We start from the raw sequence: 26,217 nt of genomic DNA, 5'->3' as shown, positions 1-26,217 counted from the left end.
TAATGCATTACAGTGTTTCTTGAAGTTGATTGTCGTGGGCAGTAGTGATTTGAATCCAGGTGGTAACAGTTAAATAATAAAACGAGAAAAATAACCGGACGCTGAAAAATTATTTGCGTTATCAATGACCATTGTAAAAATAAAAGAGGGCTCTTTAGAAAAAGAACCCGTTAAACAGCTTACCTAAAGCTTGCTTATGAGAATTGAGTTACTGGACTTATTTTATAATAGTGTTATTTTATTCCGGGGCATTTAACAAGGTCCGAAACTTGTTAACTAATTTCCGTTCTGCGGCGGCTTTTCAATAAGATTAGTGCCACAGGCTTCTATAAACTTGTTATGTTAAAATAAAGAATGGCTTTTCAAAAAATATCTTTGGTAAAATTAATAGGTGCAGCCAACTACAACTTACTCTAATTTGGCAATTTATTATTCTATTTTAACTATGTCTCAATTTTTAAAAAATTGTGATGCTACAAACAAACTGTTTGATGAGCCGGAAATTCAATTCATGATCAATCCTGAAGGGAAAAAATCACTTGTCTATAAATTCCCTCTGATAAACGAGCGGGCTCTTGCCCGTAATTTGTTTAAAGTATTTATGAAAACTGGTAAAATTATTGAATCCACTTTCGTAACACAATCGTTTTATGCCCTGGTTGTTTTCAATAAGTAATTTGCAGGCGTGCCCGACTCTTAATTCAATTATAAATTGCGAAAATGTTTTTCTTGTGCGTGACTTAAAATAGCGACAAAAAGAATTGGGGCTAATATTGGCAACTTCTGCAATCTCTTCCAGGTGAATTTTTCCTTTAAAGTTTTTTAAAGAATATTCATAAATAGCATTGATGCGGTCATTTTCGGCATCGCCAAATTCAGGCTTAAAACCAAGAGAAGACAATGACGATAATTGCTTGCATGATGCAATAGCGGAAAGGGCTTCTATTAATAATACAATTCGTTTCGAACCCGTTGAAGTTATGAGTTGTTCCAGCAGATCGGCAACCAATAGCCTGGATTTTCCATTTACCTGTAAACCTGCTTTTGCCTTTTCCAAAATCATTTTAAGATTACTATTTTCCGGTAAAGAAAGAAAATTTTCTCCCCAGAAATTTTCAGTAAAATGAGCGACCCTTGCATCGGCAATTGCCTTGGTATTTTCTTCGAAATAAACATCATCAAATCTCCAGTAATGGGGGAGATTACTTCCTATAATCACGACATCACCCGATTTGAACCTCTTTATACTATCGCCAATAAATTGTGTTCCGTTGCCTTTTTTAAAATGAATAAGTTCAACTTCAGTATGATAATGCCAACGGTTATTTATGTGGGGATGCAGGTCCCGGCGCACACTGAACGAGTGGCCCGGCCCTTTCATAACTTTAAGCAATTGAGGTTTCATTAAGCTGAATTTACATCGAAAGTTAGCATTGCTATTTCTTTAATGCCAAATTAGCTTATTATTTATGGATGTTGAAATTAATTTCGGGTAGCCGGGTGAAATATATGAACTAACTCAACCAGCAAAATGAAACTCAGTATTTAGCAAAGAATAACAGATTTTTCATTAATGAATTGCCGGTGAAAGCCGGATGCTATTTATACATTTATACTGCCTATAAAAAATGATTCTTCTCTTTTAAGTATCCGGTAAAATGTCGGCAAGACAAGAATGCTAAAATAGTTGAATGGAAAGGCAATATCAGGTAATATCTTATTGCGGTTTAATTCTTTATTTGTCAATAGCAATATTTTCTCTCCAAAAAAAGTATTGCCTCATTAAATAAGTGTTTAAATTTAATGAAATTAATAACCTAAAAACGACTGCGGGAGGGACTACATGATATGAACAAACGAAGCTATACAATACCTATTATCCTGGTAACATCTTTATTTTTTTTATGGGGACTTGCTTATGGATTATTAGATGTTTTGAATAAACATTTCCAGGAGACTTTAAATATTACCAAGGTAAGGTCCACATTGTTGCAGGCCGCCTATTTTGGTGCCTATTTTTTAGTTGCATTGCCGGCCGGTTATTTCATGCAAAAGGTAGGCTATAGAAAAGGAATTATAACAGGCCTGCTTTTATACGCAACGGGTGCTATGCTTTTTTATCCAGCAGCGGAGAAAGAGAGTTTCACTTTTTTTCTGCTGGCATTATTTGTTTTGGCAAGCGGGTTGGCGTTTTTGGAAACTGCAGCTAATCCTTACATCACGGTACTTGGAGATCCTGCTACTTCTGAATTTCGTTTAAATCTCGCACAAAGCTTTAATGGTGTCGGTTCCTTTCTCGGGCCTATTATTGGTGGCGCATTATTTTTTGGTGATAAAGCTGCAGCAGGTTCCGGCGCACTCGATACGGTAAAATATGTATATATAGCTATTGCCGCAATTGTGTTACTGGTAGCATTTCTTTTTTTCAGAACGCCTATGCCCGAAGTTAAGGAAGAAGAATTGGTGGTTGACCGAAGCGAACATGTAGGAAAAAAATTGTTCCAACATACCCATTTCGTTTGGGCTATAGCGGCGCAATTTTTTTATGTGGCTGCGCAGGTTGGTATTGCCGCTTTGTTTATTAATTATTGTACGGAAAAAAAAGTTGGTATTGACAATGAATATGCCGCCTATTTGCTTTCGGGAAGCCTTATATTATTTACAATCGGCCGTTTTATTGGAACAGGGCTCATGAAATTTATTGCCCCGAATAAAATACTGGCCTTGTATGCATTTATTAATGTTTTATTGTGCCTTGTTGTAATAATCGTTCCCGGAATTATATCTGTTTATTCTTTGATGACTATTTTCTTTTTTGAGTCTATCATGTTTCCAACCATTTTTGCATTGGGAGTAAAAAACCTTGGGGCTTATACAAAGAAAGGTGCCTCATATATTATAATGTCAATTGTGGGAGGCGCATTAGTGCCCGTTGGAATGGGTGCTTTGGCACAATCGTATTCAACACCATTTTCTTATGTTATTCCGCTCGTATGTTTTGTGGTAGTTTTTATATTTGGTGTATATGGTTATAAAATAAAGACACATGTATGAAAAGATATTGCTTAACACTAGATTTAAAAAATGATCCTGAATTAATCACGCAGTACGAAGCGTATCATAAAGATGTTTGGCCGGAGATAAAAAATCGATAACAGATTCGGGCATTATAGCTATGCAGATTTATCGTTTCGAAACAAGGCTGTTTATGATAATGGAAGTCACAGACGATTTTAATTTTGAGGCGAAACAACTTGCGGATTTAAATAACGCAAAAGTGCAGGAGTGGGAAACGCTAATGTGGAAATTTCAGCAGCCGTTAGCGGGAAGCGCCGCAGGTGAAAAATGGAAGTTGATGAACAAAATATTTGAATTGAATTCTTAGTATAAAAATGACAGTAGATAAAACAGTGCCTTATTTAAAGATACACCCCAACGATAATGTACTCGTTGCCTTGCAGGATCTTCCTTCTGGCACAACCTTTTTATTGGACGATGGACAACTGGTTCTCACACAGGATGTGCATGCTAAACATAAATTCTTTGTGAATAATATGAATGAAGGCGACGATGTAATAATGTATGGAACGCTTGTTGGCAAAGCGCAAACAAGTATTCCAAAAGGCGGGTTAATGACAACGGCCAATACAAAACACGCGGCTGGTTCCTATGCTTACCGGGGATTTAATTATCAATGGAGGAAACCTGATGTTTCAAGATTTATCAACCGGACTTTCAATGGTTATAAACGAAGTGATGGGAGAGTGGGTACCTCTAATAACTGGTTGTTTATTCCCATGGTGTTTTGCGAGAACCGTAATCTTGATATTATAAAGGATGCATTGCAAAAAGAATTGGGTTATGCGCAGTCTGATAAGTACCATAAGTTTACGAAGCAATTGTTGGAGGCATACACGAAAGGCGAAGACGTTAGTAACATAGACTTAAGTTTACCCGCCGTAAACGAAAATCATTTTTTTAAAAATGTTGATGGGATAAAATTTTTAAATCACACCGGTGGGTGTGGAGGAACAAGAGATGATGCTGCAACCTTAAGTTCTTTACTGGCTGCCTATGCTGATCATCCCAATGTTGGCGGCGTAACCGTTTTAAGTTTGGGTTGCCAAAATCTGCAGGTGGAATATTTTTTGAAGGACCTGAAAAAACGCAGTCCTTCTTTTGACAAACCAATGTATGTTTTTGAACAACAGAAATCACAAAGCGAAGAACAATTAATAAGTGAAGCGATAAGAAAAACATTTTTGGGACTAACGGAAATTAATAAGATTGGAAGAGAACCTGCTCCTTTGAGTGCATTAACCGTAGGAGTTAAATGTGGTGGCAGTGATGGTTTTAGCGGTATCTCTGCCAATCCTGCTGTTGGTTACGCTTCTGATCTTTTGGTAGCATTAGGAGGCAAGGTGTTGTTGGCAGAATTTCCCGAACTGTGTGGAGCAGAACAGGAATTAATAGACCGATGCTTAAATGAAGACATTGCCAACAAGTTTATAAGTCTGATGGAATCCTATAATGACCTGGCAAAAAAAGTGGGTTCGGGGTTTCACATGAATCCTTCTCCGGGTAATATTAAAGATGGTTTAATTACGGATGCCATTAAATCTACAGGTGCAGCAAGAAAAGGTGGGACGTCTCCGGTTACGGATGTGCTTGATTATACGGAGCCTGCGGTTAAGCCCGGTCTAAATTTAGTTTGTACTCCCGGTAATGATGTGGAAGCCACAACAGGCAAAGCTGCGTCGGGAGCCACACTAATTCTTTTTACCACGGGCCTCGGAACACCAACGGGAAATCCGATTGCGCCCACTATCAAGATTGCCACAAATTCTAATCTTGCGAAAAGAATGAAAGACATCATTGATATCGATACCGGTGATATCATCAGCGGAAAGAAAACGATAGAAGAAATGGGTGAAGAAATATTGGAATACACCATTAAAGCCGCAAGCGGTGAAGCAGTTCCTAAAGCCGTAACCCTGGGACAGGATGATTTTATTCCCTGGAAACGAGGCGTATCCCTTTAAAGTAAATTAATATGTAATCACAATGTTTGAGTTAAATGAAAAAATAACAGTTGTTACCGGGGGGGGAAGCGGGATAGGTAAAGCAGTAGCCTTACTGTTTGCGAAACAAGGAGCGGAAGTACATGTGTTGGACCTCAATGAAACTGCCGGCAAGGCATCTGTAAACGAAATACAGCAGGCAGGTGGAAAAGCGTTTATGCATGTATGTGATGTTACAAAACAGGCAAATGTAGAACAGGTTTTTAAGGAGATTGGGACGGTGAATATTTTAGTAAACAGTGCCGGCATTTCGCATGTGGGGAGCATCGAAACAACTACGGAAGCTGATTTTGACAGGCTCTACAACGTAAATGTAAAGGGAGTTTATAACTGCCTGAGGTCTGCCGTTTCTATAATGAAAAGCAATAAATCAGGTGTAATTTTAAACCTTGCGTCAATAGCAAATATAGTTGGGCTTACAGATCGTTTTGCTTATTCAATGACTAAAGGCGCCGTCTATGCGATGACGTTATCTGTTGCACGAGATTATCTTCATGAAGGGATAAGATGTAATTGTATTTCTCCTGCAAGGGTTCACACACCTTTTGTGGATGATTTTATTAAAAAGAATTATCCCGGTAAGGAAAACGAAATGTTTGAAAAATTATCCCGGAGCCAGCCTATAGGCCGTATGGCTGAACCTCGTGAGATTGCTGGCCTAGTTTTATATTTATGTTCTGATGAAGCGTCTTTTATTACAGGTTGCGATTACCCGATTGATGGTGGGTTTGTTAAATTGAATAGCTAATCTCTTTCCCACAGTTCAAAGTACTCCAGGGGGAAGAAGCAATTATAAAAAAATACATTATGAAACTGATACGTTTTGGCGGGTTCAATAAGGAAAAGCCCGGAGTTATTATTGACAATGAATATTATGATGCTTCGTCTTTTGGTGAAGATTACAATGAACATTTTTTTGAAACGGAAGGGTTGACCCGTTTGCAAAAGTTTATAGAATCAGGAAAAGATAGTTTGCCCCGGCTTTCAAAAGATGTGCGTTTAGGCTCGCCTGTTGCCCGGCCTTCAAAAATAATTTGTATAGGATTGAACTATGCTGACCACGCTAAGGAAACAAAAGCAGCTATCCCCGCAGAACCGATTATTTTCTTTAAAGCCACCACAGCTTTATGCGGGCCTTTTGATGATGTAATTATTCCAAAGAACTCGACCAAATCAGATTGGGAAGTAGAGTTGGCGGTCGTGATTGGCAAGAAAGCCTCTTACGTTGATGAAGGGGAAGCACTTGATTATGTAGCGGGCTATTGTTTACATAACGACTTAAGCGAGCGGGCATTTCAGATAGAACGAAACGGACAGTGGGTAAAAGGAAAGAGTTGTGATACGTTTGCACCTCTTGGTCCTTTTATGGCGACGAAAGATGAAGTGGCCAATACTGACAATCTGCGTTTATGGCTTACCGTTAACGGAAAGATGATGCAGGATGGAAATACGGCTAATTTTATATTTAGAATACCCTTCCTGGTTTCTTATGTCAGCCAGTTTATGACGCTGCTACCGGGTGATGTAATTTCAACAGGCACTCCCGCCGGAGTAGGCCTTGGCATGAACCCGCCTTTGTATTTAAAACCGGGCGATGTAATGGAATTGGGCATTGATGGCTTAGGCACTTCCAAACAAAATGTAAAGGCATATGCCACGAATTGATTCACATCAGCATTTCTGGAAATTTGATCCAATAAGAGATGCCTGGATTACTGATGATATGTCGACGATACGGAAAGATTTTTTTCCGGAGGAACTTCATCCAATCTTAGTCGCTAATAACTTCGAAGGATGCGTTACTGTTCAATCCGATCAATCTGAAAATGAAAACGCTTTTCAATTGGCTAACGCCGACAAATTCGATTTTATAAAAGGAATTGTGGGCTGGGTTGACCTCCGGGCCAAGAATATCGGCGAGAGGCTTTCTTATTATAGCCAGTTTAAAAAGTTGAAAGGCTTTCGCCATGTTTTACAGGGTGAGGCACAAAGAGACCTGATGCTGCAACCGGATTTCTTAAATGGAATCAGTGTGTTACAGGAATTTAATTATACCTATGATATCCTTATCTATCCAGACCAGCTTAGATTTATAAAGGAATTCGTCTCCCGGTTTCCTGAACAAAGATTTGTTGTTGATCATCTGGCTAAACCTTATATAAAAGACGGAAAGATTGATCAATGGAAAAAGGAAATTAAAGAGGTTGCTGAGTCTGAAAATGTGTTTTGCAAAATATCGGGTTATGTAACAGAAGCTGATTGGCACAATTGGAAACAGGAGGACTTCCGGCCTTATTTTGACGTTATCGCAAATGCCTTTGGTATTGATCGTATTATGTTTGGATCTGACTGGCCGGTATGTTTGCTGGGTGGCAATTATAGTGACATTTTGAATATTGCGACAACGTACTTTTCTGCTTTTTCAAAAGACGAACAGGATAAAATTTTCGGCGATAATGCAATTAAATTTTACAATTTATAAATATGGATCTGCAATTAGAAGATAAAGTGATCATCGTTACCGGCGGTGCCAAAGGAATTGGCGAAGGCATTGTGAGAGTATTGGCTGCTGAAGGTGCTATAACGGTTATCGTTGGACGCAATGAAGATGACAATTTAAAACTGTGCAACGAATTAGCCTCTGCTGCAACTGATATATTCCAGGTAGTGGCGGAATTAAGTAACCCGGCAGAATGTGAAAAAGCGGTAAATGAAGTAATAAAAAAGTACGGGCGAATCGATGGCCTGGTAAACAACGCTGGGCAAAATGATGGGGTGGGATTGGAGAATGGTAACTATGAAAAATTTATGCTGAGCCTTCATAAGAATTTAATTCATTACTATTTGATGGCACACTTTGCTTTGCCGGAATTAAAAAAGCAAAAAGGTTCCATTGTAAACATTAGCTCCAAGACCGCAGAAACCGGGCAGGGTAACACATCTGCCTACGCTGCGTCTAATGGTGGCCGTAATGCCTTAACAAGAGAGTGGGCCGTAGAATTATTACCTTATGGAATTAGAGTCAACGCTATTGTAGTAGCCGAATGCTGGACACCCCTTTATGAAAAGTGGATACAAACCTTGCCCAATCCCGAAGAAAAACTGAAGGAGATCACTTCAAGAATTCCTTTTGAAAACCGTATGACAACCAAAGAGGAAATCGCCAACATGGTTGCATTTCTTTTATCAGAAAAATCAAGCCACACCACCGGGCAATTAATTCATGTCGATGGCGGATATGTGCATTTGGATAGGGCTTTATAAATATCTGGGGCTGAACTAAAAGCGAATCGCTTCAAAAAGCACGGAGTCATATAATATGTAGCAGTAATCTTGGTAATGAGTAATACCTGAATTAATGTCGCTGCAATTTTTTTTTAAAGCGTGAAAGTCACATGCGCCATTCCCTTGAATTTTAATTGGGTCTGGCCTTCCGCAAAATTTTGCGCTATGGGTAACTGGCCGTTTAACCCCAGGCTTATATTTCGGAAATTAAACTCGACGCCCATTATAGCGTTGGTGGCATTACTACCCGTGTATTTAACGATCTTACTGTTAAATACATTTCCCATCACATTTTCGTAACCTACTCCGGCATTGGGAGAAATACTCATTTTTTTAACCGCAATGCGATAATAAGCAATTGCATTTGATGAAAACTTGTTACCATATCTATATCCCTGTCGGTTAGCGGTATTTATTTTATAGTTGAGAGATGTATTTATTCCAAAGTTTTTTACCCTAAGGTTATACACCGCATTAACCAGAAAATCCGTGCTGCCTGTGCCTAATTCTGCGTTTACATCTGCAACAGAAAAATCGGGATTATTCAAATCGAGGTTAAAGGAACCTGTGGCAAGTTTAATGCCTCCTCCCAGCCACAATTGCTGCTGCACGACTTTTCTTTTTGCCGTCAGTGATGTTTTGCGAAATACATTGTATTGGCCGATAATGGTAATGTCTCCCAAACCGTTAGGTGTGGATATTCCGTCATCATCAATTTGTTTGTTCATGTAATAAGGAATAAACCCGAGAACCTGGAAATTTCGTCCGATGTTGGCTCCGCCCCATATTTCCATGGTGTTATAATAGTTAGTGCTGAATTGTGAGGGGTCGCTGAACAAAATGGTGTGATATTTCGCGTAATTATAACGTACTCCCATAAACGCAGTCTGGAAATCAGGGAATAAGCCCATATAAGTATTGGTGCCACCGCATCCGCAAATTGGGCAGGCGAAACTACCTGATGTAAAAAATATTATTGTAAAAAATAAAACAATCCTCTTCATAAGAATTTGCCTTCAATTTGTGTGATGATAAAAGTATTAATCTTTATGTTCTGTAAAAATTTTATGTTTCATTACTGCAGCTATGCCTGCGGCCCGCTGTTTTGCGAGGTCGGCATTTTTCCCTTCAAATAATTCATCGGTTGTTTCATTAAAAAGTCTTATCCAACGATCAAATTGCTCTGTAGCAAGGTTTATTTTTTTATGGATATGGGTATGTAATGTCATCGGGTTACCTGTGTAACCACCGGTTTGGAAAATAGCGTTTTCCCAAAATTGGCGCATTGCCGGCAAGTGAGTAGTCCAATTAACAGGAATCAATACATTAAAAACGGGCCCCAAAATCTCATCAATTCTCACTTTCTCATAAAATGTATTTACCAGAGTTTCTACGTCGGCCTTATTTTCAATATCTGTCTTCATATAATATATCACTTATTCAATGCATTGATAGTGCAATTTTACGACTGTCTCGCAATCTCTTTTATGCGCTTAATCATATCTGAAAATAAAGAGTTTTGCATCCTTGCATTAACTTTATAGATCCAGCTGATAATCATTACTTTCTTCCTGTTTACTTTCTTAATCGATTTCATAAATATGATTTTAATCATTCGATAAGCTGCCGAGAATCATTTTGGAGATAAATGCGGGATGATAGCTTTGAACCCATTGAAAAAACATCAAAAATGATAAATACCGATTTACTCATCGCGTGGGGGGCCGCTTTTAAAAAGGTTCAGGCGGGCGAAATAATATTCAGTGAGGGAAGTGAAGCTCAATTTTATCACCAGCTGGAAAGCGGGATTATAAAATGGGTAAATATTGATGAAGCCGGAACAGAATTTATACATAATATAATTACAGCCGGCGAAAGTTTTGGGGAGCTGCCCCTATTTGACGACCAGCCTTACGCAGCCTCTGCAGTTGCTGATGTAGACAGTGTGATTTTACGTTTGCACAAATCGACTTTCAGGCAATTGCTGCATGAAAACCCTGACATACTTTTTTCATTTACAAAATTGATGGCAGAAAGATTACGTTATAAGTTTTTTATTTCGAAACAGGTTGCTGCACATAAACCTGAACAAACTTTAAGTTCATTACTTAATCATTTTAAAAAATCAAATCTCCACCTTTGCCCAGACTGCAGCCAATTAAAATTAACGAGGCAACAACTCGCAAGCATGACGGGAATGCGGGTGGAAACGGTAATTAGAACAATGCGCAGTATGCATGAACAGGGAAGACTAAAAATTAAAGGAGGCAAGGTCTATTGTTAGCCAACATTTGTTACTGTCCTTTTTTGGCCTTAGCGGCAGTCTATCATAAATCTTTTAATTTCCAATTGCCCATTAACTTTTGCCCTTTGATTAATATTTTTAAACCCCTTCTTTTTAAGGAAATATCCGGGTGCCTTTTTGTATGTTCGTCTATGCTTTTCCGATAGCTGGCAATGATATTTTGGTAGGATAATATGCCAATAACATTATTATTTTCCCTTGTTAAAACCGGCAGAACATCTAAATTTTCGTGCGCCATTAGCTCCACCGCAGTTCGCAAGCTGTTGTCAACAGCTACAGAAATGTTTCTCCGTTTAATAAGTGTTCCAACAAGAGTATCAGCTTTGTGAATTTTATTGAATAAATTAGATGAACTTACAATGCCTTTGTATTCACCGTTTACATTGGAAACTATAAAGTAATTGCGGCCATATTCAGGTTCGTCACCAAGCCAATCCAATACTTCACTAATACTGCTATCCTCGCTAATGATTAATCCATTCTTTTCCATTACCTGTTCAACAGTAACCTTTTCTAAAATATCAGGCTCATAAGAATCGGGAGTTTTTACGCCCCTCCGGGAAATTTTCTCTGTCATGATGGTGCTTTCCATAAGAAAGTAGGATACGATATAAGACGCTCCGCAAGTTGCCAATAAGGGCAATAATGCATTTGATTGACCTGTTGATTCAATGGCAAAGATGATAGAGGTTAAGAATGCCCTGGATGCGCCGGCAAATAAAGCTGACATTCCAACTAATGCGGCAAGTGGTAAAGTGACGCCGGATGAAGGAAACATATAAAGTACAAGACTACCCAATAAGACCCCTGCAGCACCGCCGATTGTCAGCAAAGGGGCCAGCGTTCCGCCCGATGTACCGCTAGCTAAAGCAATGGCCCAGGAAATAAATTTAAGGATGCATAGATTCAGTATTATATGCATTGAAAGATTAACGGAAAGTACGTCTGTAATGTTAGTATATCCTACGCCAAGGGTACGAGGAGCAAAATATCCGATGACACCAACTGCCAAACCGCCAATGGCGGGCCACCACATCCAATGTATCGGTAGCTTTTCAAAACCGTCTTCGATCAAATACACGATTTTAGTAACACCAACAGAGAGAAGTCCGATCAAAATGCCCATTACGCTATAGGCAACGAGGGAAGTATTAGATGGCGCTTCAATAAATTTATTCATGGCGAAAACCGGGGCCGTACCAAACAATAAGTGATGGCCGGCTGCACCTGTAATACAGGCCAGGGCAACGGGAATTATTGAGCGGGGAGAAAATTCAAACAATAAAAGTTCAATGGCTAAAAAGATGGCTGCAACAGGGCTTCCAAAAATTGCAGCCATGCCAGCCGTTGAACCTGCAGCTAATAATATTTTTCTTTCGTTATGGGTTATTTTTAATAATTGCCCCAATGTGCTGCCTAATGCGCCTCCCGTTGCAATAATAGGACCTTCTGCCCCAAATGGCCCACCTGTGCCTATAGCAATAGCCGATGAAATTGGTTTTAAATAAGTAATCGTTGGTTTGATTTTACTTTGGTTGGTTAATATTTGTTCCATCGCTTCAGGTATGCCATGGCCGCGTATCGCTTTGGAGCCGTATAAAGCCATCAGTCCAACAATTATTCCTCCAACTACCGGGACAATAATTACGCCGATACCGAGTAAGTTGTTTACAGGAGTTGAATGAGCGATAGACCAGTTTCCATAAAAAGATATATTGGTAACCAGGTTAATTAAATAAATGAGGAATTTTGCAATAAAGCTGATGCAAACCGCTACAAATACAGATAACAGGGATATAATAAGCAATCTCTGCTTATGTACGGATGCCGGCGGAGTAATATTTTCTGCCTCGAGAGTTGGCTGTAATGAAATTGAAATAGGGATTCCATTTTCAGGTCTTTCATATTTTTTCATGAAGTAATTCTAGTGTTGTCAAAGAACAAAAATATGATATAAATCATATTTTGTATCTATATTTAAATATTAAATTGATGGATAATACCATCTGGATTCAAAACTTACAGAGAAAAAGATTTTCTTACAATATGAAAAAAGCTGGTAATAGTTGTAATCTGAAAACTTGTTTTTTGTGCAGGAATTGTTTAAAACACTGGTTGCCCGCTGTGGAAGCGAATAAGCAAAATTTGGATTTTAAGAAAGGGCAAAAAATTTTTGAAGAAGGGAACGCAGTAATGGGGATCTATTTTTTGTTCAACGGGAAAGTGAAAGTGCATAGGAGATGGGGAAAGGAAAAGCAACTTATTTTGCACTTTGCAAAAGAAGGCGACATAGTCGGGTATCGCGGGCTGGGAAATCAAAAAGTATATCCTGTGTCGGCAACGGCTTTGGGGGATGTTACAGTCTGTTTTATAGATATTCCATTTTTTGAAACAACCTTACAGGCCAATCCCCGGCTTACTTACACGCTTATGCAATTTTATGCCAACGAATTGCAACATGCGGAGAGAAGAATCGGAAACCTTGTTCATCTGGATGTAAAATCCCGTGTTGCAGAAACACTGTTGATGTTGAAGCGGGATTTTGGTGAAAACGAAAACGGACACATAAATATCACCTTGACAAAACAAGACCTGGCTTCTTATGCTGGCACTACTTACGAAACATTTTTCCGGATGATTACTGAATTGGAAAAAGAAAAAATTGTTCGTTTATCCGGAAAGGCTATTGCTATAGTAAAAGAGAAAAAGCTGGAAAAATTAATTGGATAGTACATCTTCAACCAAAACAATGCGACCATAATTGAATGTTCTTGAAGTTGCTTATTAAACAAGTATCTGCGATTATCATTAAGCCAATATCGAATAGTAATTCTTAAATTGACGCAGATTTTTTATGAATATTCATCAGGAGCAGACCAAAAAATAAAATAAAAGCCGCAGCTAAAAGTGCTTCATTCATGTACGGTACCGAAGTATAGTTTAAATCGGCAATGCCCTGTACTAAGAGGAATATTTCATTGATAATAATCCCCGCAACGAAAATAATCATCCCTGTCTTTCTAATTTTAGTGAGAGGGAAATAGTTATACGCGATACCATAAGTTGCAATAAAAAGCGATACAACTCCAAGTAATACCAAATGCAAATATCCAATCACTATTGGCCTGAAGCCATACGTGAGGTAGCTTAGAGATGGAATGGCAGATGCCGCTTGTAGTAGTAATTTTATACTATAGGCTATTGCGCAGAGAATAAATAAAATCCTCGTGAAAGAATTTAAATGAGATTTTATGCGGTTTTGATATCGCTTTGTTGCCGTTAGAATAACGATCCATCCGGCGAGCTGTGCAAGTCCTGCCAATGCAACCAGGATATATATCCAAAATGGCATAGGTATCCACAAAGCCGATAAAAAATAGGCCGGCACACATGCAAACATGAAAAGGTAATAGGCAGTTTTCAGTTTCTTATCCGGAACGTCGTATAGTCTTAACCGATAGGAAAGAAATCCCATGCATGCAAATAAAAACCATCCGTTATATTGAAAATGAAGGAAAAAATATATGGCGGCCACGTAGAGGTTTTGAAAACCGCTTTTTGAGGCCATCAGGTAGGCCAGGGTAAAAGGACCAATTGAAGACAAAACATTGAAAAAAATCGCTGCCTTAAAGAATAACTTTTCAACCGATGGTTTAGCGATCCTATTTAAGTCTTTCCAAAATTGAACAGTAAAGGCATATCCTGCAAAAATAGAGGCTGTTGAAAAAATGATGGATCCGGTGTCGTAACCTTCAAAAGGAAAAGTAAATAACATTCCGTAAGCCGTAAGCAGATTAGCCCACAGTATCCAACGGTATTTTGGAAACTGGTTGGTCGCCGTATTATCGGATAGATATTTTACCATTAAGGCCATTAAGGCCTGGGTGACCCAGCCCGAGAACGCAAAATGAGAATGGGCGTGTAATAAAAATTTTTGATCAACAAACGGTAACGAGTATACGATTTTGTAACGCAGTATACATCCCAGGGCTCCCACCAACATTAAATTGAAAAAAGAGACTGACAGCCATTTTTGTAATGAACGATCCATATAAGGGGCAAAGTAAAACCGGAATAAGTTTTTGTTATATGATTGCAATCATAATTGCTTCAAAAAGAGCGACCTTCTTATAAAGACAAAATGTTCCACCAGGCACCGGAGGATCGAAAATCAAATGGTTTTTCGTAACAATTATTTTTTTATGATTCTTATTAGATACAGGGATGATCTTTATCATATTCTACATATAGAAAAAAAACATTGGTCTTAGGAAACCCTGTCCAGGCAGGACCTTTAAGAAATTTACATTCATTGTCCGTCGCCCGCCTATCAAATAGAATTTTCATTTATGATTGTACGCATAAAATGCTGATGCGTGCCATGGTAATATTGTGTCATCAATCAATACAAAATATAAAAAAGTAAATAATATGAAAAAACTCATCTATTTAGGCGTGATAGCGCTAATGGCTGTTGCTTGTAATAATTCAAATAGTGATAGCAGCAAAAGTGAGGAGCCGGCAGTTACTCCGACAGAGACGTCAGGCGGCAATCCTTCTTATGATCCAAAACGCGGAGAAGGCCCATTTACTAAAGTTGACGTAAGTGCTAATCTTGATGTGGCAAAGGCTGATGCGGGACAAAAAGTATATACTGTAAAATGTAGTGCCTGCCACAAATTGACCGACGAAAAATTAGTAGGGCCGGGATGGAAAGGTGTTACCAGCAGACATACTGCCGAGTGGATTATGAATTTTGCATCTAACCCTGACGACATGCTAACAAAAGATCCAAAGGCACAGGCAATGCTGGAAATATGCCTCGTTCGTATGCCCAATCAAAACTTAGTGGGCGATGATGCCCGGAATGTATACGAATTTATGCGTAAGAACGACGGGGTGAAATAATAATATTATAAAAAACAATTCAAAATAAAATGAAAAAGAAATCATACCTGCTTTATGCCGTGGTAGCCGCTTTCATGGTAACTGGTTTTTATTCCTGCAAACCTAAAAATACTTCAGATGCGATAAGCGGTGACGCTGCACAAAGAGTATATGTAGCTCCCGGGAAATATGATGAGTTTTACAATTTTGTTTCCGGTGGATTCAATGGTCAAATGTCCGTGTACGGGTTACCGTCAGGCAGACTGCTGAAAATTATTCCCATATTTTCAGTGTTTCCGGAAAACGGTTATGGCTACAGTGAAGAAACCAAGCCAATGCTGAACACCTCTCACGGTTTTGTTCCCTGGGACGATCAACATCACCTGGAGCTCTCTCAAACTAATGGAGAGATAGATGGCCGCTGGATATTTGCCAATGCCAATAATACACCCCGCGTAGCAAGAGTTGACCTTACTACTTTTAAAACAGCAGAGATAATGGAATTGCCGAACAGCGCAGGAAATCACTCTTCTCCATTTATTACAGAAAATACTGAGTACGTAATAGCGGGTACACGCTTTGCTGTACCCGCAGATAATGCTAACGGTGATGTACCCATTAATACTTACCGCAAAAACTTTAAAGCTTCAATAAGTTTTATCAGCGTAAATAAGGATTCCGGTAACATGAAAATTGCCTTTCAGTTAAGAGTGCCTCCGGTTGATTTTGATTTAAGCCATTCTGGTAAAGGCCCATCACATGACTGGTTTTTCTTTTCCTGTTATAATACTGAACAAGCCAATACTTTGCTGGAAGTAAATGCATCGCAGCGTGATAAAGATTTTATCCTCGCTGTAAACTGGAAAAAATTAGAAGAGCTCGCAAAAGAAGGGAAGGGGAAAACTGAGGCAGTTGAATATGCGCACAATGTCTATAATGAAAGTACGCATAGCGCCACTTCTACTATTGAAAAGCAAGTACTTGTTTTAGATGCAAAAGATTTGCCTGGTATATGTTATTTTATTCCCTGCCCCAAATCACCTCACGGATGTGACGTAGACCCAACAGGAGAATACATTGTAGGCAGTGGAAAATTAGCAGCTTTAATTCCTGTATTCAGTTTCGAAAAAATTCAAAAAGCTATTGCTGATAAAAAGTTCATTGGTGATTATGAAGGTATACCCGTAATTGAATACGAAGCTGCTTTATATGGTGAAGTTAAAAAGCCCGGCTTAGGCCCGTTACATACTGAATTTGATGGCCGCGGAAATGCAATCACTACTATGTTTGTTTCATCCGAGATTGTAAAATGGAACATAAAAGATTTAAAGGTAATTGACAGGCAGCCTACATATTATTCTCCTGGCCACTTATGTATTCCCGGTGGTGATTCCAGGAAACCTAATGGTAAATATGTAATTGTTTATAATAAGATTACCAAAGACAGGTACTTGCCAACAGGCCCTGAATTAGCGCAGGCAGCTCAGTTGTTTGATATCAGTGGCGATAAAATGAAATTGTTATTGGACTTTCCAACCGTAGGCGAACCGCATTATGCGCAGGCCGTTGCAGCTTCGCTGATAAAGGATAATTCTGTAAAGTTTTTTAAGATAGACGAAAATAAAAGTCCTTATGTAACTAAAGGAGAATCCGAAGCAAAAGTAGTTCGCACCGGGAAAAGGGTTGATGTTTATATGACCATGATACGCTCTCACTTTGTCCCGGATAATATAGAAGGTATAAAGATGGGCGACCAGGTTTATTGGCATCTCACTAACCAGGAGCAGGATTGGGATGTGCCGCATGGCTTTGCAATAAAAGGTGCACCGAACACTGCAGAGTTACTGGTAATGCCGGGCGAAACGCAAACACTTTACTGGACTCCGGAAAAACCAGGCATCTATCCATTTTACTGTACAGATTTCTGTAGCGCTCTTCACCAGGAAATGCAGGGTTACGTGAGGATTTCGCCAACCAACAGTGATGTGGCTCTTACCTACAATACAGGAAAGAATATGCCGGATAGTACCAGTAATCCTCCGCTGCTGGATAAATAAAAATTCTTCTGTTTCGGGGCTCTTACAAAGTGCCCCGAAACAGTTATGTACACAAAAGATCATGGGTGCATCATCAGGAATATGGTTGTTGCATAAACTCCTTATGATGATTGAAGAATGAATGCTTGTAAAATTTTAAAACAATAAAAATTTCTCGTTATGAAAAGAATTATCAGTTTGTTTTTAGTTACAGTTTTGATAACCATTTTTTCATGTAACCAGGGAACAGGAAATAAAATTGAAAACGCATCTGCCAACGATTCAACAACCGTTGCGGGAGGAGGACAGGAAAATGTAAGCGACAACGAATCGCAAAAAGATATTGTAAAGACTGCGGTCGGCTCAAAAGATTTTACAACTCTTGTGGCCGCGTTAAAGCAGGCAGAGCTTGTCACTTCTCTTTCCAATGCAGGGCCGTTCACAGTTTTCGCACCGACTAATGCAGCTTTTGACAAGCTTCCGGCAGGCACTGTTGATGGATTAATGAAGGATGATAAGAAAGATGACCTAGCTAATATTTTACAATACCATGTTGCCCTCGGTGGATTGAAATCTGAAGAATTTAAGGATGGCCAGGTATTAGGAATGGCCAATGGAGACAAGGTAACTATTCATGTAAAAGATGGAAAAATTACTTTAAATAATTCAGCTCAAATTACCGGTGCCATCCAGGCAGCTAATGGAATAATTTACGCAATTGACGGGGTGTTGCTGCCTCCGGCCGCAAAGTGATAAAGGAAGGCAGAAAATTATAACGTATCGGATTATTTATCCTGCAACTGCTTCAAATAAAAAGTATGGTTATGAAAAATAATAAATTAACGGGATATGCAAGGTGGCTGATATTGTTGTGCAGTGCAGTTCTTTTTGCTGTCTTATTCTTCCCGATTTGGCAAATACAATTGGCTGCACCTCAGTATCCGGAAGGACTTGTGTTATTAATTTATGCTAATAAACTCGGAGGTAACGTAGATATTATAAATGGGTTAAACCATTATATCGGAATGAAGACGCTGCACACGGCGGACTTTTTCGAATTTACTATTCTTCCTTACATTGTAGGAGCCTTTGCTGTTGCATTGTTAATTGCAGCGGCTGTTGGCAAAAGGTGGTTGCTCAATGTGGTATTCGCCCTCTTTGTTTGTTTTGGTATAATTGCCATGATTGATTTCTGGAGATGGGATTACAATTATGGACACAATCTTAACCCCGATGCAGCCATTATTGTTCCGGGCATGGCTTACCAGCCGCCATTGATTGGTTATAAACAATTACTCAATTTCGGCGCTTATTCCATACCTCATATTGGCGGATGGTTATTTATTGGAGTGGGTGCTATATTATTAGCCCTGGTAGTATTGGGATGGAAAGATCATCGCAAATGGATAAAAAAATTTAAACCTGCAGGCAGCGTTGTAATTATTACAATTTTATTCTCACTTAGCTCTTGCAATGCCGGTCCGCAACCCATTATAACGGGGAAGGATATGTGCGATTATTGTAAAATGCCTGTTAGCGATAATCGGTTAGGTGCAGAAATCGTAACAAAAAAGGGTAAGGTGTATAAATTTGATGATGCACATTGCATAAAATCTTTTATGGAGTCGCCTGGCTTTAAGAACGAAAAAGAATGCGATGTCTATTTTGTTGATTTCTCAGGCAACCATTCATTAATCCCCGCAGCTACTGCATTTTACCTAAAAAGCGACGCCTTAAAAAGCCCGATGAATGGAAACATCGCCGCATTCAATAATTCGGATAGTTTACAATATGTAATGAAAACTTACCCAGGTACCATACTCACCTGGAATCAAGTAAATACACCGTGATAAAATATTTAGGTTTCATATGGTTGTTTTTATTTTTTACCAGCATTGCTGCCTTAGCCAATGTTCGGAAGGTTGGAGCCAATCAATCCTGGCATTCCATTCAACAGGCAATAAATGCTTCAAAAAATGGCGATACGGTTTTGGTAGAGCCGGGCATCTACAAAGAGAAGAATATTACCGTAAATAAATCCATCGTCTTAATTGGTAATGGCTACCCGGTATTGGATGGTGAACATAAATATGAAATCATTTCAGTAAAAGCAAACGATGTTACTATTAAAGGATTTAAACTGATACACACTGGTGTTTCAAGCATTATAGATATTGCCGGAATAAAAATTTATGAAAATAAAAATGTTATTATTTCCGGTAATATTTTGGAAGATACTTTTTTCGGAATCTATTTGCAAAAAGCTACCGATTGTTTAGTTGAGAATAACAAACTTACCGCTTATGCGACTACCGACCAGGCAAGTGGAAATGGCATACATTGCTGGCAATGCGACAGCCTCCGGCTTATAGGTAATACCATTACCGGCCACCGCGACGGTATTTATTTCGAATTTGTTACCAACTCAATCATATGGCGTAATATTTCAAGGGCCAACTCACGGTATGGGCTACACTTTATGTTCTCTCACAACGATGCCTATATTTCCAATATTTTTCAAAATAACAGTGCAGGCGTATCCGTCATGTTCACTCACGGAGTAAAAATGTTTAATAATATTTTTGAAGACAATTGGGGAGATGGATGCTATGGTATTTTTCTGAAAGAGATTACAGACAGTTACATTTTGGGAAATAAATTTTTGCGCAATACTACCGCAATTTCAATGGAGGGAGCTAACAGGGTGTTGGTTGAAAAGAATGAATATATTAATAATGGCTGGGCATTCAAAATACAGGCAAGCTGCATGGATGATACGCTTACGCATAACAATTTCATAGGTAATTCTTTTGATATTGCTACTAATGGAACGTTGGTATTGAACAACTTTAATTACAACTATTGGGATAAATACGAAGGATATGATTTGAATAAAGATAATTTAGGGGACGTGCCCTATCATCCCGTTAGTATGTTCTCTATGATTGTTGCAGAAAATCCTACCGCAATGATTTTATTCAGAAGTGTGATGGCCAGCTTATTTGACAAAATTGAAAAAATTATTCCTAGCCTTACACCGGAAAATTTAGTCGATAAATTTCCATTCATGAAACCCTTACCGTTATGATTATAGCTACCAATGTTACCAAGAAATTCGGCAGGCTCGTTGCTTTGAACAATGTTTCAGCTAACTGTAATAAAGGCGAGTGCATTGCATTGATAGGACCAAATGGGAGCGGGAAAACCACGCTGGTAAAAAGTATTCTTGGCATGGTGGTGCCCGATAGTGGATTCATCACTTTTAATGATAAAAATATCAGGCACGACTGGTTGTATCGCGATCACATCGGCTATATGCCGCAGATTGGCCGTTATCCTGAAAACATGACGATAGGCCAGGTGCTGGGAATGATGAAGGATATCAGGCTTAAAGATAACGGAAGACCTTTAGACGAAGATTTGATTAAAACTTTTAAGCTGCAGGATTTGCTAAAAAAAAGAATGCGCACCTTGTCCGGCGGTACCACGCAGAAGGTGAGCGCTTCACTGGCATTTCTTTTTAACCCCGATGTTTTTATACTGGATGAACCCACTGCAGGCTTGGATCCGTTGGCATCACAAATATTAAAAGAGAAAATTATTGCTGAAAAACAAAAAGGAAAATTGGTTCTTATTACATCGCATATCTTGAGTGAATTAGATGACCTGGTGACCCAGGTAATTTATATGCAAGATGGAAATTTGGTATTTCATAAAAGTATAGAATTGTTGCGTGAAGATACCGGTGAAGAAAAGCTATCCAGGGCCATTGCTTCCGTTATGCAAAAAAATAAATAGCATGCAAAAAATTATTAAATATGTAATTACAGATATTCTCAGGAATAAAATTGTTATCGCCTATACTTTGCTGTTGCTGATAATTTCGTTCAGCGTTTTCAATTTGGAAGACAATACTTCTAAAGGACTTTTAAGTTTAATGAACATTGTTTTAATAATAGTCCCATTAATATGTATCATTTTTTCAACGATCTATGTTTACAACAGCGCCGAATTTATAGAGTTATTGGTTAGCCAGCCGCTTCAACGAAAGCATATATGGATTAGCCTTTTTGCTGGCATGGCCATCGCATTAACTTTGTCTTTTTTTATTGGCGTTGGTATCGCCGTGCTCATATATTCGTTTACGGCTACCGGAATCATTTTAGTAGCAGTAGGTTTAATATTAACACTCATATTTGTGGCAATTGCCCTACTGGCAGCAGTTTACACAAGAGACAAAGCCAAGGGCATTGGCATTGCCGTATTACTGTGGCTGTATTTTTCATTGATCTTCGATGGACTTGTATTGTTCATCCTTTTTCAATTTGCGGATTACCCTTTAGAAAAACCGATGCTGTTATTGAGTGGCTTAAATCCTATTGATATGGGCAGGATTTTGATATTGTTGAAAATGGATGTTTCTGCTTTGATGGGTTACACGGGTGCAGTTTTTCAAAGTTTTTTCGGAACAACTTACGGCTTCATCATTACAATCCTTGTTATGTTACTTTGGATGATAATACCGGTTAGTTTATCATTGCGCAAATTCAAAAGAAAAGATTTATAAATGGTCTGTAAATATTTGAATAATTTTTGTTATTACAGAATTATCTCAAAAAATAATTAAGATGATGGATGAAGTTAAAGAGATAATATCGTTAGAAGATATACAAATGCTTGTTGACACTTTTTATGAAAAAATAAGACAAGACGAATTGCTGGGCCCTATATTTAACGAAAGAATAAAGGATCGATGGCCGCAACACCTTGTAAAAATGTACACTTTCTGGCAAACACTTTTGCTGAACGAGCGGACTTACTTCGGTAGTCCTTTCCCGGCACATGCAAGCCTGCCTGTATCCGGTGAGCATTTCAAAAAATGGATGGAACTGTTTACCCTAACAGTTGATGAATTGTTTACGGGGGAAAAAGCGACAGAAGCGAAATGGCGTGCCGAAAAAATGGCTGAGATATTTGAATCGAAAATCGAGTTCTATAAAAATTACCCGTTATAGATTCGCGATAAATTTAAATCTGTTGCAATGCATGAATTAAAGTTAAAACGCGTTTACGAATCAATCGAAAAAGTTGATGGTTTTCGCATTCTCATAGATCGTTTATGGCCGCGTGGAATAAGCAAAGAGAAAGGACACATAGACCTCTGGCTTAAAGAAATAGCGCCGTCTGCAGCATTAAGAAAATGGTTTAATCATGAACCTGGAAAGTGGAACGAATTTGTTGAAAAGTATCATGAAGAATTGGAAGAATCAGAAGCAGTAGACGAAATTATTAAATTGATAAAGAAACATAAAAAGGTAACACTACTCTATGCGGCACGTGATACACAACATAATAATGCAATGGTGCTTAAAGATTTTCTGCAAAAAAAACTTGCATAATTAAACATTTCAATTTCTCATGAAAAACAAACCTATCAGGCGAAACGAACATATTAAAAAACTTTCAAAAGATCATCATTCCGGTTTGCTGTTTTGTTGGAAAATAAGGCAAGGGATAAAACATGAAGTGGCGGCAGAGCGAATAAAGAAGTACGCAGGTTATTTCTGGAGTAATCATTTGGCGCCGCATTTTGAAGAAGAAGAAGTCATATTGTTTTCACCATTGAACGATGAATTAGTACAAAGGGCAATTGATGATCATAAACAAATAAAACATCAGCTTGATGAATTGTTGGATGGCTCAGCAGGTGAAGCCAAAAACGGATTGATGCATCTTGCTAATCTTATAGATGATCATATACGCTACGAAGAAAGAAAACTCTTTCCACATCTTGAAAAAGTACTTAGTGAAAAGCAACTTGAAGAAATAGGCAGAAAACTTGACTCCCAACCATCTCCGTTGACGGATGATTTTGAAGATCAATTTTGGATAAAATAACCCGCATTATAAAAGAGCATGTACCGGAAATGAACGAAATATTTAGTAATACGCATTACTCGGAATGAAATTCCAAATTAAGAATATTCATCTAAAAGTAATGTATGGCGAAGAGGAATATCATTTAGAAACTTATGCAAATGAATACAGGAATTTAATGATGTTGCTATATGATAAAATTTATTTGGAAAACTTTGGCGAATGCAAAGGCATGGGGAGGTGTGGCACCTGTATGGTGGAAATAGTTGAAACTAAAAATGAATTTCCATACCTGGAAAGAAATGAAGAGACTACCTTAAAAAAAACAGGTGTAACGAATGTAAACCTAAGATTGGCTTGCCAGATACTGGTTAACCAAGCTTTGCAAAATGCTACAATTAGAGTTTATTGAACTGATTTGTCAATGGCTTTTAAAAGCTTTAAGTAAGACTATATTGATTTACCTGCAAAGTATCTCCGGATTAGATATTTGTACAATTAAAATAATAATAAAATGAAAAATTTACGATCCCAATTTTCATATAACCTACTAATCCAAAGGATGAAATCTTTCGCTTTATTCACAGTAGTATTACTTTTAGCAGCATGCAAAAATGGAAGCTCAAAATCTGTAATTGATAAACAATTTGAAGGAGATGGAGATAATCTTCCACGGGTAACACAGGAGATGGTTTCGCCACCCATGTTACCTAAATTTGATCAGGTAGATAAAGATGGCCCTAAAATAGTACAAGTTACTTTTACCGTACGAGAAAAGAAAATAGAGGTAGCTCCAGGCGATTCTATCTGGGCGTTCACCTACAACGGCACGGTGCCTGGCCCAATGATAGTAGTACATCAAGATGATTTTGTGGAAATGACTCTGAAAAATCCTGCTACAAATACACAAACCCATAATATTGATTTCCATGCCGCGACAGGCGCTTTGGGCGGTGGTGAAGTCTCTCTGGTAAATCCGGGTCAGCAGGTAACATTCAGGTTTAGATGTACAAAGCCAGGTATTTTTGTTTATCACTGCGCACCCGGAGGTACAATGGTTCCCATTCACGTTACATCAGGCATGAATGGTGCTATAATGGTTTTACCCCGCGAAGGGTTAAAAGATGAAAATGGTAACCGGGTAAAATTCGACAAGGCATACTATATAGCAGAACAGGATTATTATCTTCCAAAAGATAAGGAGGGTAAAATTAAAAATATTGCGACCCCACAGCAAAGTATACAGGAAATTGCAGAATCAGTTAAAACCCTTATGCCGACAAACATTGTTTTCAATGGAAGAGAGGGTGCTTTGTTAGGCAAAAATGCTTTGACCGCAAATGTTGGCGACAATGTTTTACTGATTACTTCGCAGGCCAACCGCGATACGCGTATCCATCTTATTGGCGGCCATGCAGATCTTTATTGGCCTGGTGGAAAATTTAATAATAAGCCATACACAGATTATGAAACGTGGCCCGTTCCTGCTGGTTCGGCGGCAGCAGTAGTGTATAAATTCAGAGAACCCGGCACCTATTTACTTCTAAACCACAACCTGATAGAAGCCTTTGATTTTGGGGCAATAGCTCAAATAAGAGTTGCAGGAAAGTGGAATAGTAGCCTGCTGAAGGTGATTCAACAGCCTATGCCCATAAAATAAATAGGAAATGGGTTTGTCGGAATTATTCTGAAATATTTATTCAGGAACAAAAATGCCTTTATATTTTTAAAAATCTCCTTGCTATTACAATTAAATCACTTTTAAATTTTATACAAAATGGAAACTTTATTTGAACAAGAGAACATCCTTAATGTAACACTGCTGGAACCAAGGCTAAAACATCCAACGATTTTTGAGCGTTTTGATGAGCTGGATCAGGGTGAAACTTTAACCATCCATAATGATCATGATCCTAAGCCACTCTACTACCAGTTATTGGGAGAAAGAGGAAATATTTTTAACTGGGAATACCTGGAAGAGGGACCAGAGCTGTGGAGAGTAAAAATTTCAAAAAAAACTACAGGGGAAAATGATGAAACCCTTGGCGAAATTGCAACAAAAGATTTACGCAAAGCTGAAGTATTCAAAAAATATGGCCTGGATTTTTGTTGCGGAGGAAAAAAGACTGTAAAAGAAGCATGTATGGAAAAAGGAATTGACGTAACTAAGATAGAACATGAACTGCAACAAGCCGACAAAAATGTTACAAGCGCTCGTCCGCTTCCCTATAATGAATGGAGTTTGGATTTTCTTATAGATTATATTACGAATATGCATCACAGTTATGTAAGGAAAACGCTGCCTGATTTAGTAGCCTATGCTCATAAAGTCGCAGGGGTACATGGTGATCAGCATCCAGAATTATGCAACATCCGGGATCTTGTTAATGAAATAAATACTGAATTAAGCATGCACATGGTGAAAGAAGAAAAAGTGTTATTCCCGTACATTAAAGAATTGGTATTAGCCGAAAAAAATTTGCATGCCCACCCTGCAGCGCATTTCGGCACGGTTCAAAATCCAATAAACATGATGGAGATGGAACATGAATTAGTTGGAAAAAATTTAGAAGAAATCAGGGTTTTGTCGCATGATTATTTTTTACCTGCAGACGCCTGCGCTTCTTATGGGTTGCTCTATAAAATACTTGAAGAGTTTGAGAACGATTTGCATATTCATGTTCATCTCGAAAACAATATATTATTTCCGAAGGCACTTGCGATGGAGCGAAATAAAATCTAAATG

General features: G+C 38.4%; 27 protein-coding genes and 1 pseudogene. 22 read left to right on the top strand and 6 right to left on the bottom strand.

The features are described 5' to 3' along the window. Positions 1-535: 535 nt before the first annotated feature. The gene (locus ACO1O5_RS13595; protein WP_486271073.1) at positions 536-1,405 is read right to left on the bottom strand and encodes an AraC family transcriptional regulator; all 870 of its coding nucleotides are present in this window, start codon (positions 1,403-1,405) and stop codon (positions 536-538) included. A gap of 443 nt (positions 1,406-1,848) precedes the next feature. Between ACO1O5_RS13595 and ACO1O5_RS13590 the strand changes: the two genes are divergently transcribed. The 7 genes and pseudogenes from ACO1O5_RS13590 (at position 1,849) to ACO1O5_RS13560 (ending at position 8,345) form a co-directional block, all read left to right on the top strand. Beyond that, a complete protein-coding gene (locus ACO1O5_RS13590; RefSeq protein ID WP_486271071.1) occupies positions 1,849-3,054 on the top strand; it encodes a sugar MFS transporter in 1,206 nt (401 codons plus the stop codon). Next, positions 3,051-3,385: pseudogene (locus ACO1O5_RS13585) on the top strand (L-rhamnose mutarotase). Before ACO1O5_RS13590 ends, ACO1O5_RS13585 begins: the two are co-directional and overlap by 4 nt. Positions 3,386-3,392: 7 nt before the next feature. Next, positions 3,393-5,042: a UxaA family hydrolase gene (locus tag ACO1O5_RS13580; RefSeq protein WP_486271069.1), complete on the top strand. Its 1,650-nt coding sequence runs from the start codon at positions 3,393-3,395 to the stop codon at positions 5,040-5,042. Between the two features lie 22 nt (positions 5,043-5,064). Further along, positions 5,065-5,829, top strand: a complete 765-nt coding sequence (locus tag ACO1O5_RS13575; RefSeq protein WP_486271067.1) for an SDR family NAD(P)-dependent oxidoreductase — start codon at positions 5,065-5,067, stop codon at positions 5,827-5,829. Positions 5,830-5,888: 59 nt separating this feature from the next. Then, a complete protein-coding gene (locus ACO1O5_RS13570; protein ID WP_486271065.1) occupies positions 5,889-6,746 on the top strand; it encodes a fumarylacetoacetate hydrolase family protein in 858 nt (285 codons plus the stop codon). Beyond that, positions 6,733-7,563, top strand: a complete 831-nt coding sequence (locus ACO1O5_RS13565) for an amidohydrolase family protein (RefSeq protein WP_486271064.1) — start codon at positions 6,733-6,735, stop codon at positions 7,561-7,563. Before ACO1O5_RS13570 ends, ACO1O5_RS13565 begins: the two co-directional genes overlap by 14 nt. Positions 7,564-7,565: 2 nt before the next feature. Further along, entirely contained in the window at positions 7,566-8,345 is a 780-nt protein-coding gene (locus ACO1O5_RS13560) for an L-fucose dehydrogenase (protein WP_486271063.1), read from the top strand. A 113-nt stretch (positions 8,346-8,458) separates the two neighbouring features. Here the strand turns inward: ACO1O5_RS13560 and ACO1O5_RS13555 are convergent, their stop codons facing one another. The 3 genes from ACO1O5_RS13555 to ACO1O5_RS13545 are packed head-to-tail and all read right to left on the bottom strand — an operon-like array spanning position 8,459 to position 9,963. After that, positions 8,459-9,370, bottom strand: coding sequence for a hypothetical protein (locus tag ACO1O5_RS13555; protein ID WP_486271061.1), 912 nt, complete (start codon positions 9,368-9,370; stop codon positions 8,459-8,461). 36 nt (positions 9,371-9,406) lie between these two features. Next, complete coding sequence (locus ACO1O5_RS13550; RefSeq protein WP_486271059.1) at positions 9,407-9,790, bottom strand: group III truncated hemoglobin; 384 nt, start codon at positions 9,788-9,790, stop codon at positions 9,407-9,409. Between the two features lie 38 nt (positions 9,791-9,828). Continuing rightward, positions 9,829-9,963: a hypothetical protein gene (locus ACO1O5_RS13545; RefSeq protein WP_486271057.1), complete on the bottom strand. Its 135-nt coding sequence runs from the start codon at positions 9,961-9,963 to the stop codon at positions 9,829-9,831. A gap of 93 nt (positions 9,964-10,056) precedes the next feature. Between ACO1O5_RS13545 and ACO1O5_RS13540 the strand changes: the two genes are divergently transcribed. Then, positions 10,057-10,650, top strand: coding sequence for a Crp/Fnr family transcriptional regulator (locus ACO1O5_RS13540; protein ID WP_486271055.1), 594 nt, complete (start codon positions 10,057-10,059; stop codon positions 10,648-10,650). A 43-nt stretch (positions 10,651-10,693) separates the two neighbouring features. Here the strand turns inward: ACO1O5_RS13540 and ACO1O5_RS13535 are convergent, their stop codons facing one another. Beyond that, the gene (locus ACO1O5_RS13535) at positions 10,694-12,586 is read right to left on the bottom strand and encodes a chloride channel protein (RefSeq protein WP_486271053.1); all 1,893 of its coding nucleotides are present in this window, start codon (positions 12,584-12,586) and stop codon (positions 10,694-10,696) included. A 209-nt stretch (positions 12,587-12,795) separates the two neighbouring features. On the opposite strand from ACO1O5_RS13535, the gene ACO1O5_RS13530 reads away from it, so the two are divergent. Beyond that, positions 12,796-13,401, top strand: a complete 606-nt coding sequence (locus ACO1O5_RS13530) for a Crp/Fnr family transcriptional regulator (RefSeq protein WP_486271051.1) — start codon at positions 12,796-12,798, stop codon at positions 13,399-13,401. A 103-nt stretch (positions 13,402-13,504) separates the two neighbouring features. On the opposite strand, the gene ACO1O5_RS13525 is transcribed toward ACO1O5_RS13530, so the two are convergent. Continuing rightward, positions 13,505-14,536 (bottom strand): hypothetical protein, encoded by a 1,032-nt coding sequence (locus tag ACO1O5_RS13525; protein WP_486271049.1) that lies wholly within the window; start codon positions 14,534-14,536, stop codon positions 13,505-13,507. A gap of 566 nt (positions 14,537-15,102) precedes the next feature. Here ACO1O5_RS13525 and ACO1O5_RS13520 point away from each other — a divergent pair. The 13 genes from ACO1O5_RS13520 (at position 15,103) to ric (ending at position 26,214) form a co-directional block, all read left to right on the top strand. Beyond that, entirely contained in the window at positions 15,103-15,579 is a 477-nt protein-coding gene (locus ACO1O5_RS13520; RefSeq protein WP_486271048.1) for a c-type cytochrome, read from the top strand. A gap of 29 nt (positions 15,580-15,608) precedes the next feature. Then, positions 15,609-17,615, top strand: a complete 2,007-nt coding sequence (nosZ, locus tag ACO1O5_RS13515) for a Sec-dependent nitrous-oxide reductase (protein ID WP_486271046.1) — start codon at positions 15,609-15,611, stop codon at positions 17,613-17,615. A gap of 159 nt (positions 17,616-17,774) precedes the next feature. Then, entirely contained in the window at positions 17,775-18,347 is a 573-nt protein-coding gene (locus ACO1O5_RS13510; protein WP_486271044.1) for a fasciclin domain-containing protein, read from the top strand. Positions 18,348-18,418: 71 nt separating this feature from the next. Further along, entirely contained in the window at positions 18,419-19,444 is a 1,026-nt protein-coding gene (locus tag ACO1O5_RS13505; RefSeq protein ID WP_486271042.1) for a nitrous oxide reductase accessory protein NosL, read from the top strand. Beyond that, positions 19,441-20,682 (top strand): nitrous oxide reductase family maturation protein NosD, encoded by a 1,242-nt coding sequence (gene nosD, locus ACO1O5_RS13500; protein WP_486271040.1) that lies wholly within the window; start codon positions 19,441-19,443, stop codon positions 20,680-20,682. Before ACO1O5_RS13505 ends, nosD begins: the two co-directional genes overlap by 4 nt. Then, positions 20,679-21,392, top strand: coding sequence for an ABC transporter ATP-binding protein (locus tag ACO1O5_RS13495; RefSeq protein ID WP_486271038.1), 714 nt, complete (start codon positions 20,679-20,681; stop codon positions 21,390-21,392). The genes nosD and ACO1O5_RS13495 overlap by 4 nt, the downstream gene beginning before the upstream one ends. Position 21,393: 1 nt before the next feature. Beyond that, positions 21,394-22,161: an ABC transporter permease subunit gene (locus tag ACO1O5_RS13490; RefSeq protein WP_486271036.1), complete on the top strand. Its 768-nt coding sequence runs from the start codon at positions 21,394-21,396 to the stop codon at positions 22,159-22,161. Between the two features lie 61 nt (positions 22,162-22,222). Further along, entirely contained in the window at positions 22,223-22,609 is a 387-nt protein-coding gene (locus ACO1O5_RS13485; protein ID WP_486271034.1) for a group III truncated hemoglobin, read from the top strand. 27 nt (positions 22,610-22,636) lie between these two features. Next, positions 22,637-22,993, top strand: coding sequence for a DUF488 domain-containing protein (locus ACO1O5_RS13480; protein ID WP_486271032.1), 357 nt, complete (start codon positions 22,637-22,639; stop codon positions 22,991-22,993). A 19-nt stretch (positions 22,994-23,012) separates the two neighbouring features. Continuing rightward, positions 23,013-23,492 carry a hemerythrin domain-containing protein gene (locus ACO1O5_RS13475; RefSeq protein WP_486271030.1) on the top strand — a complete coding sequence of 160 codons (480 nt, stop codon included), beginning with the start codon at positions 23,013-23,015 and terminating at the stop codon, positions 23,490-23,492. A 64-nt stretch (positions 23,493-23,556) separates the two neighbouring features. After that, positions 23,557-23,883 carry a 2Fe-2S iron-sulfur cluster-binding protein gene (locus ACO1O5_RS13470; RefSeq protein WP_486271029.1) on the top strand — a complete coding sequence of 109 codons (327 nt, stop codon included), beginning with the start codon at positions 23,557-23,559 and terminating at the stop codon, positions 23,881-23,883. A gap of 150 nt (positions 23,884-24,033) precedes the next feature. Continuing rightward, entirely contained in the window at positions 24,034-25,131 is a 1,098-nt protein-coding gene (gene nirK, locus ACO1O5_RS13465; RefSeq protein WP_486271027.1) for a copper-containing nitrite reductase, read from the top strand. 117 nt (positions 25,132-25,248) lie between these two features. Next, positions 25,249-26,214 carry an iron-sulfur cluster repair di-iron protein gene (gene ric / locus ACO1O5_RS13460; protein WP_486271025.1) on the top strand — a complete coding sequence of 322 codons (966 nt, stop codon included), beginning with the start codon at positions 25,249-25,251 and terminating at the stop codon, positions 26,212-26,214. Positions 26,215-26,217 lie beyond the last annotated feature (3 nt).

The organism is Ginsengibacter sp. (assembly GCF_057362405.1).
Note: the sequence above shows the minus strand (reverse complement) of the source record. Positions and strands in the feature narration are given on the sequence as shown.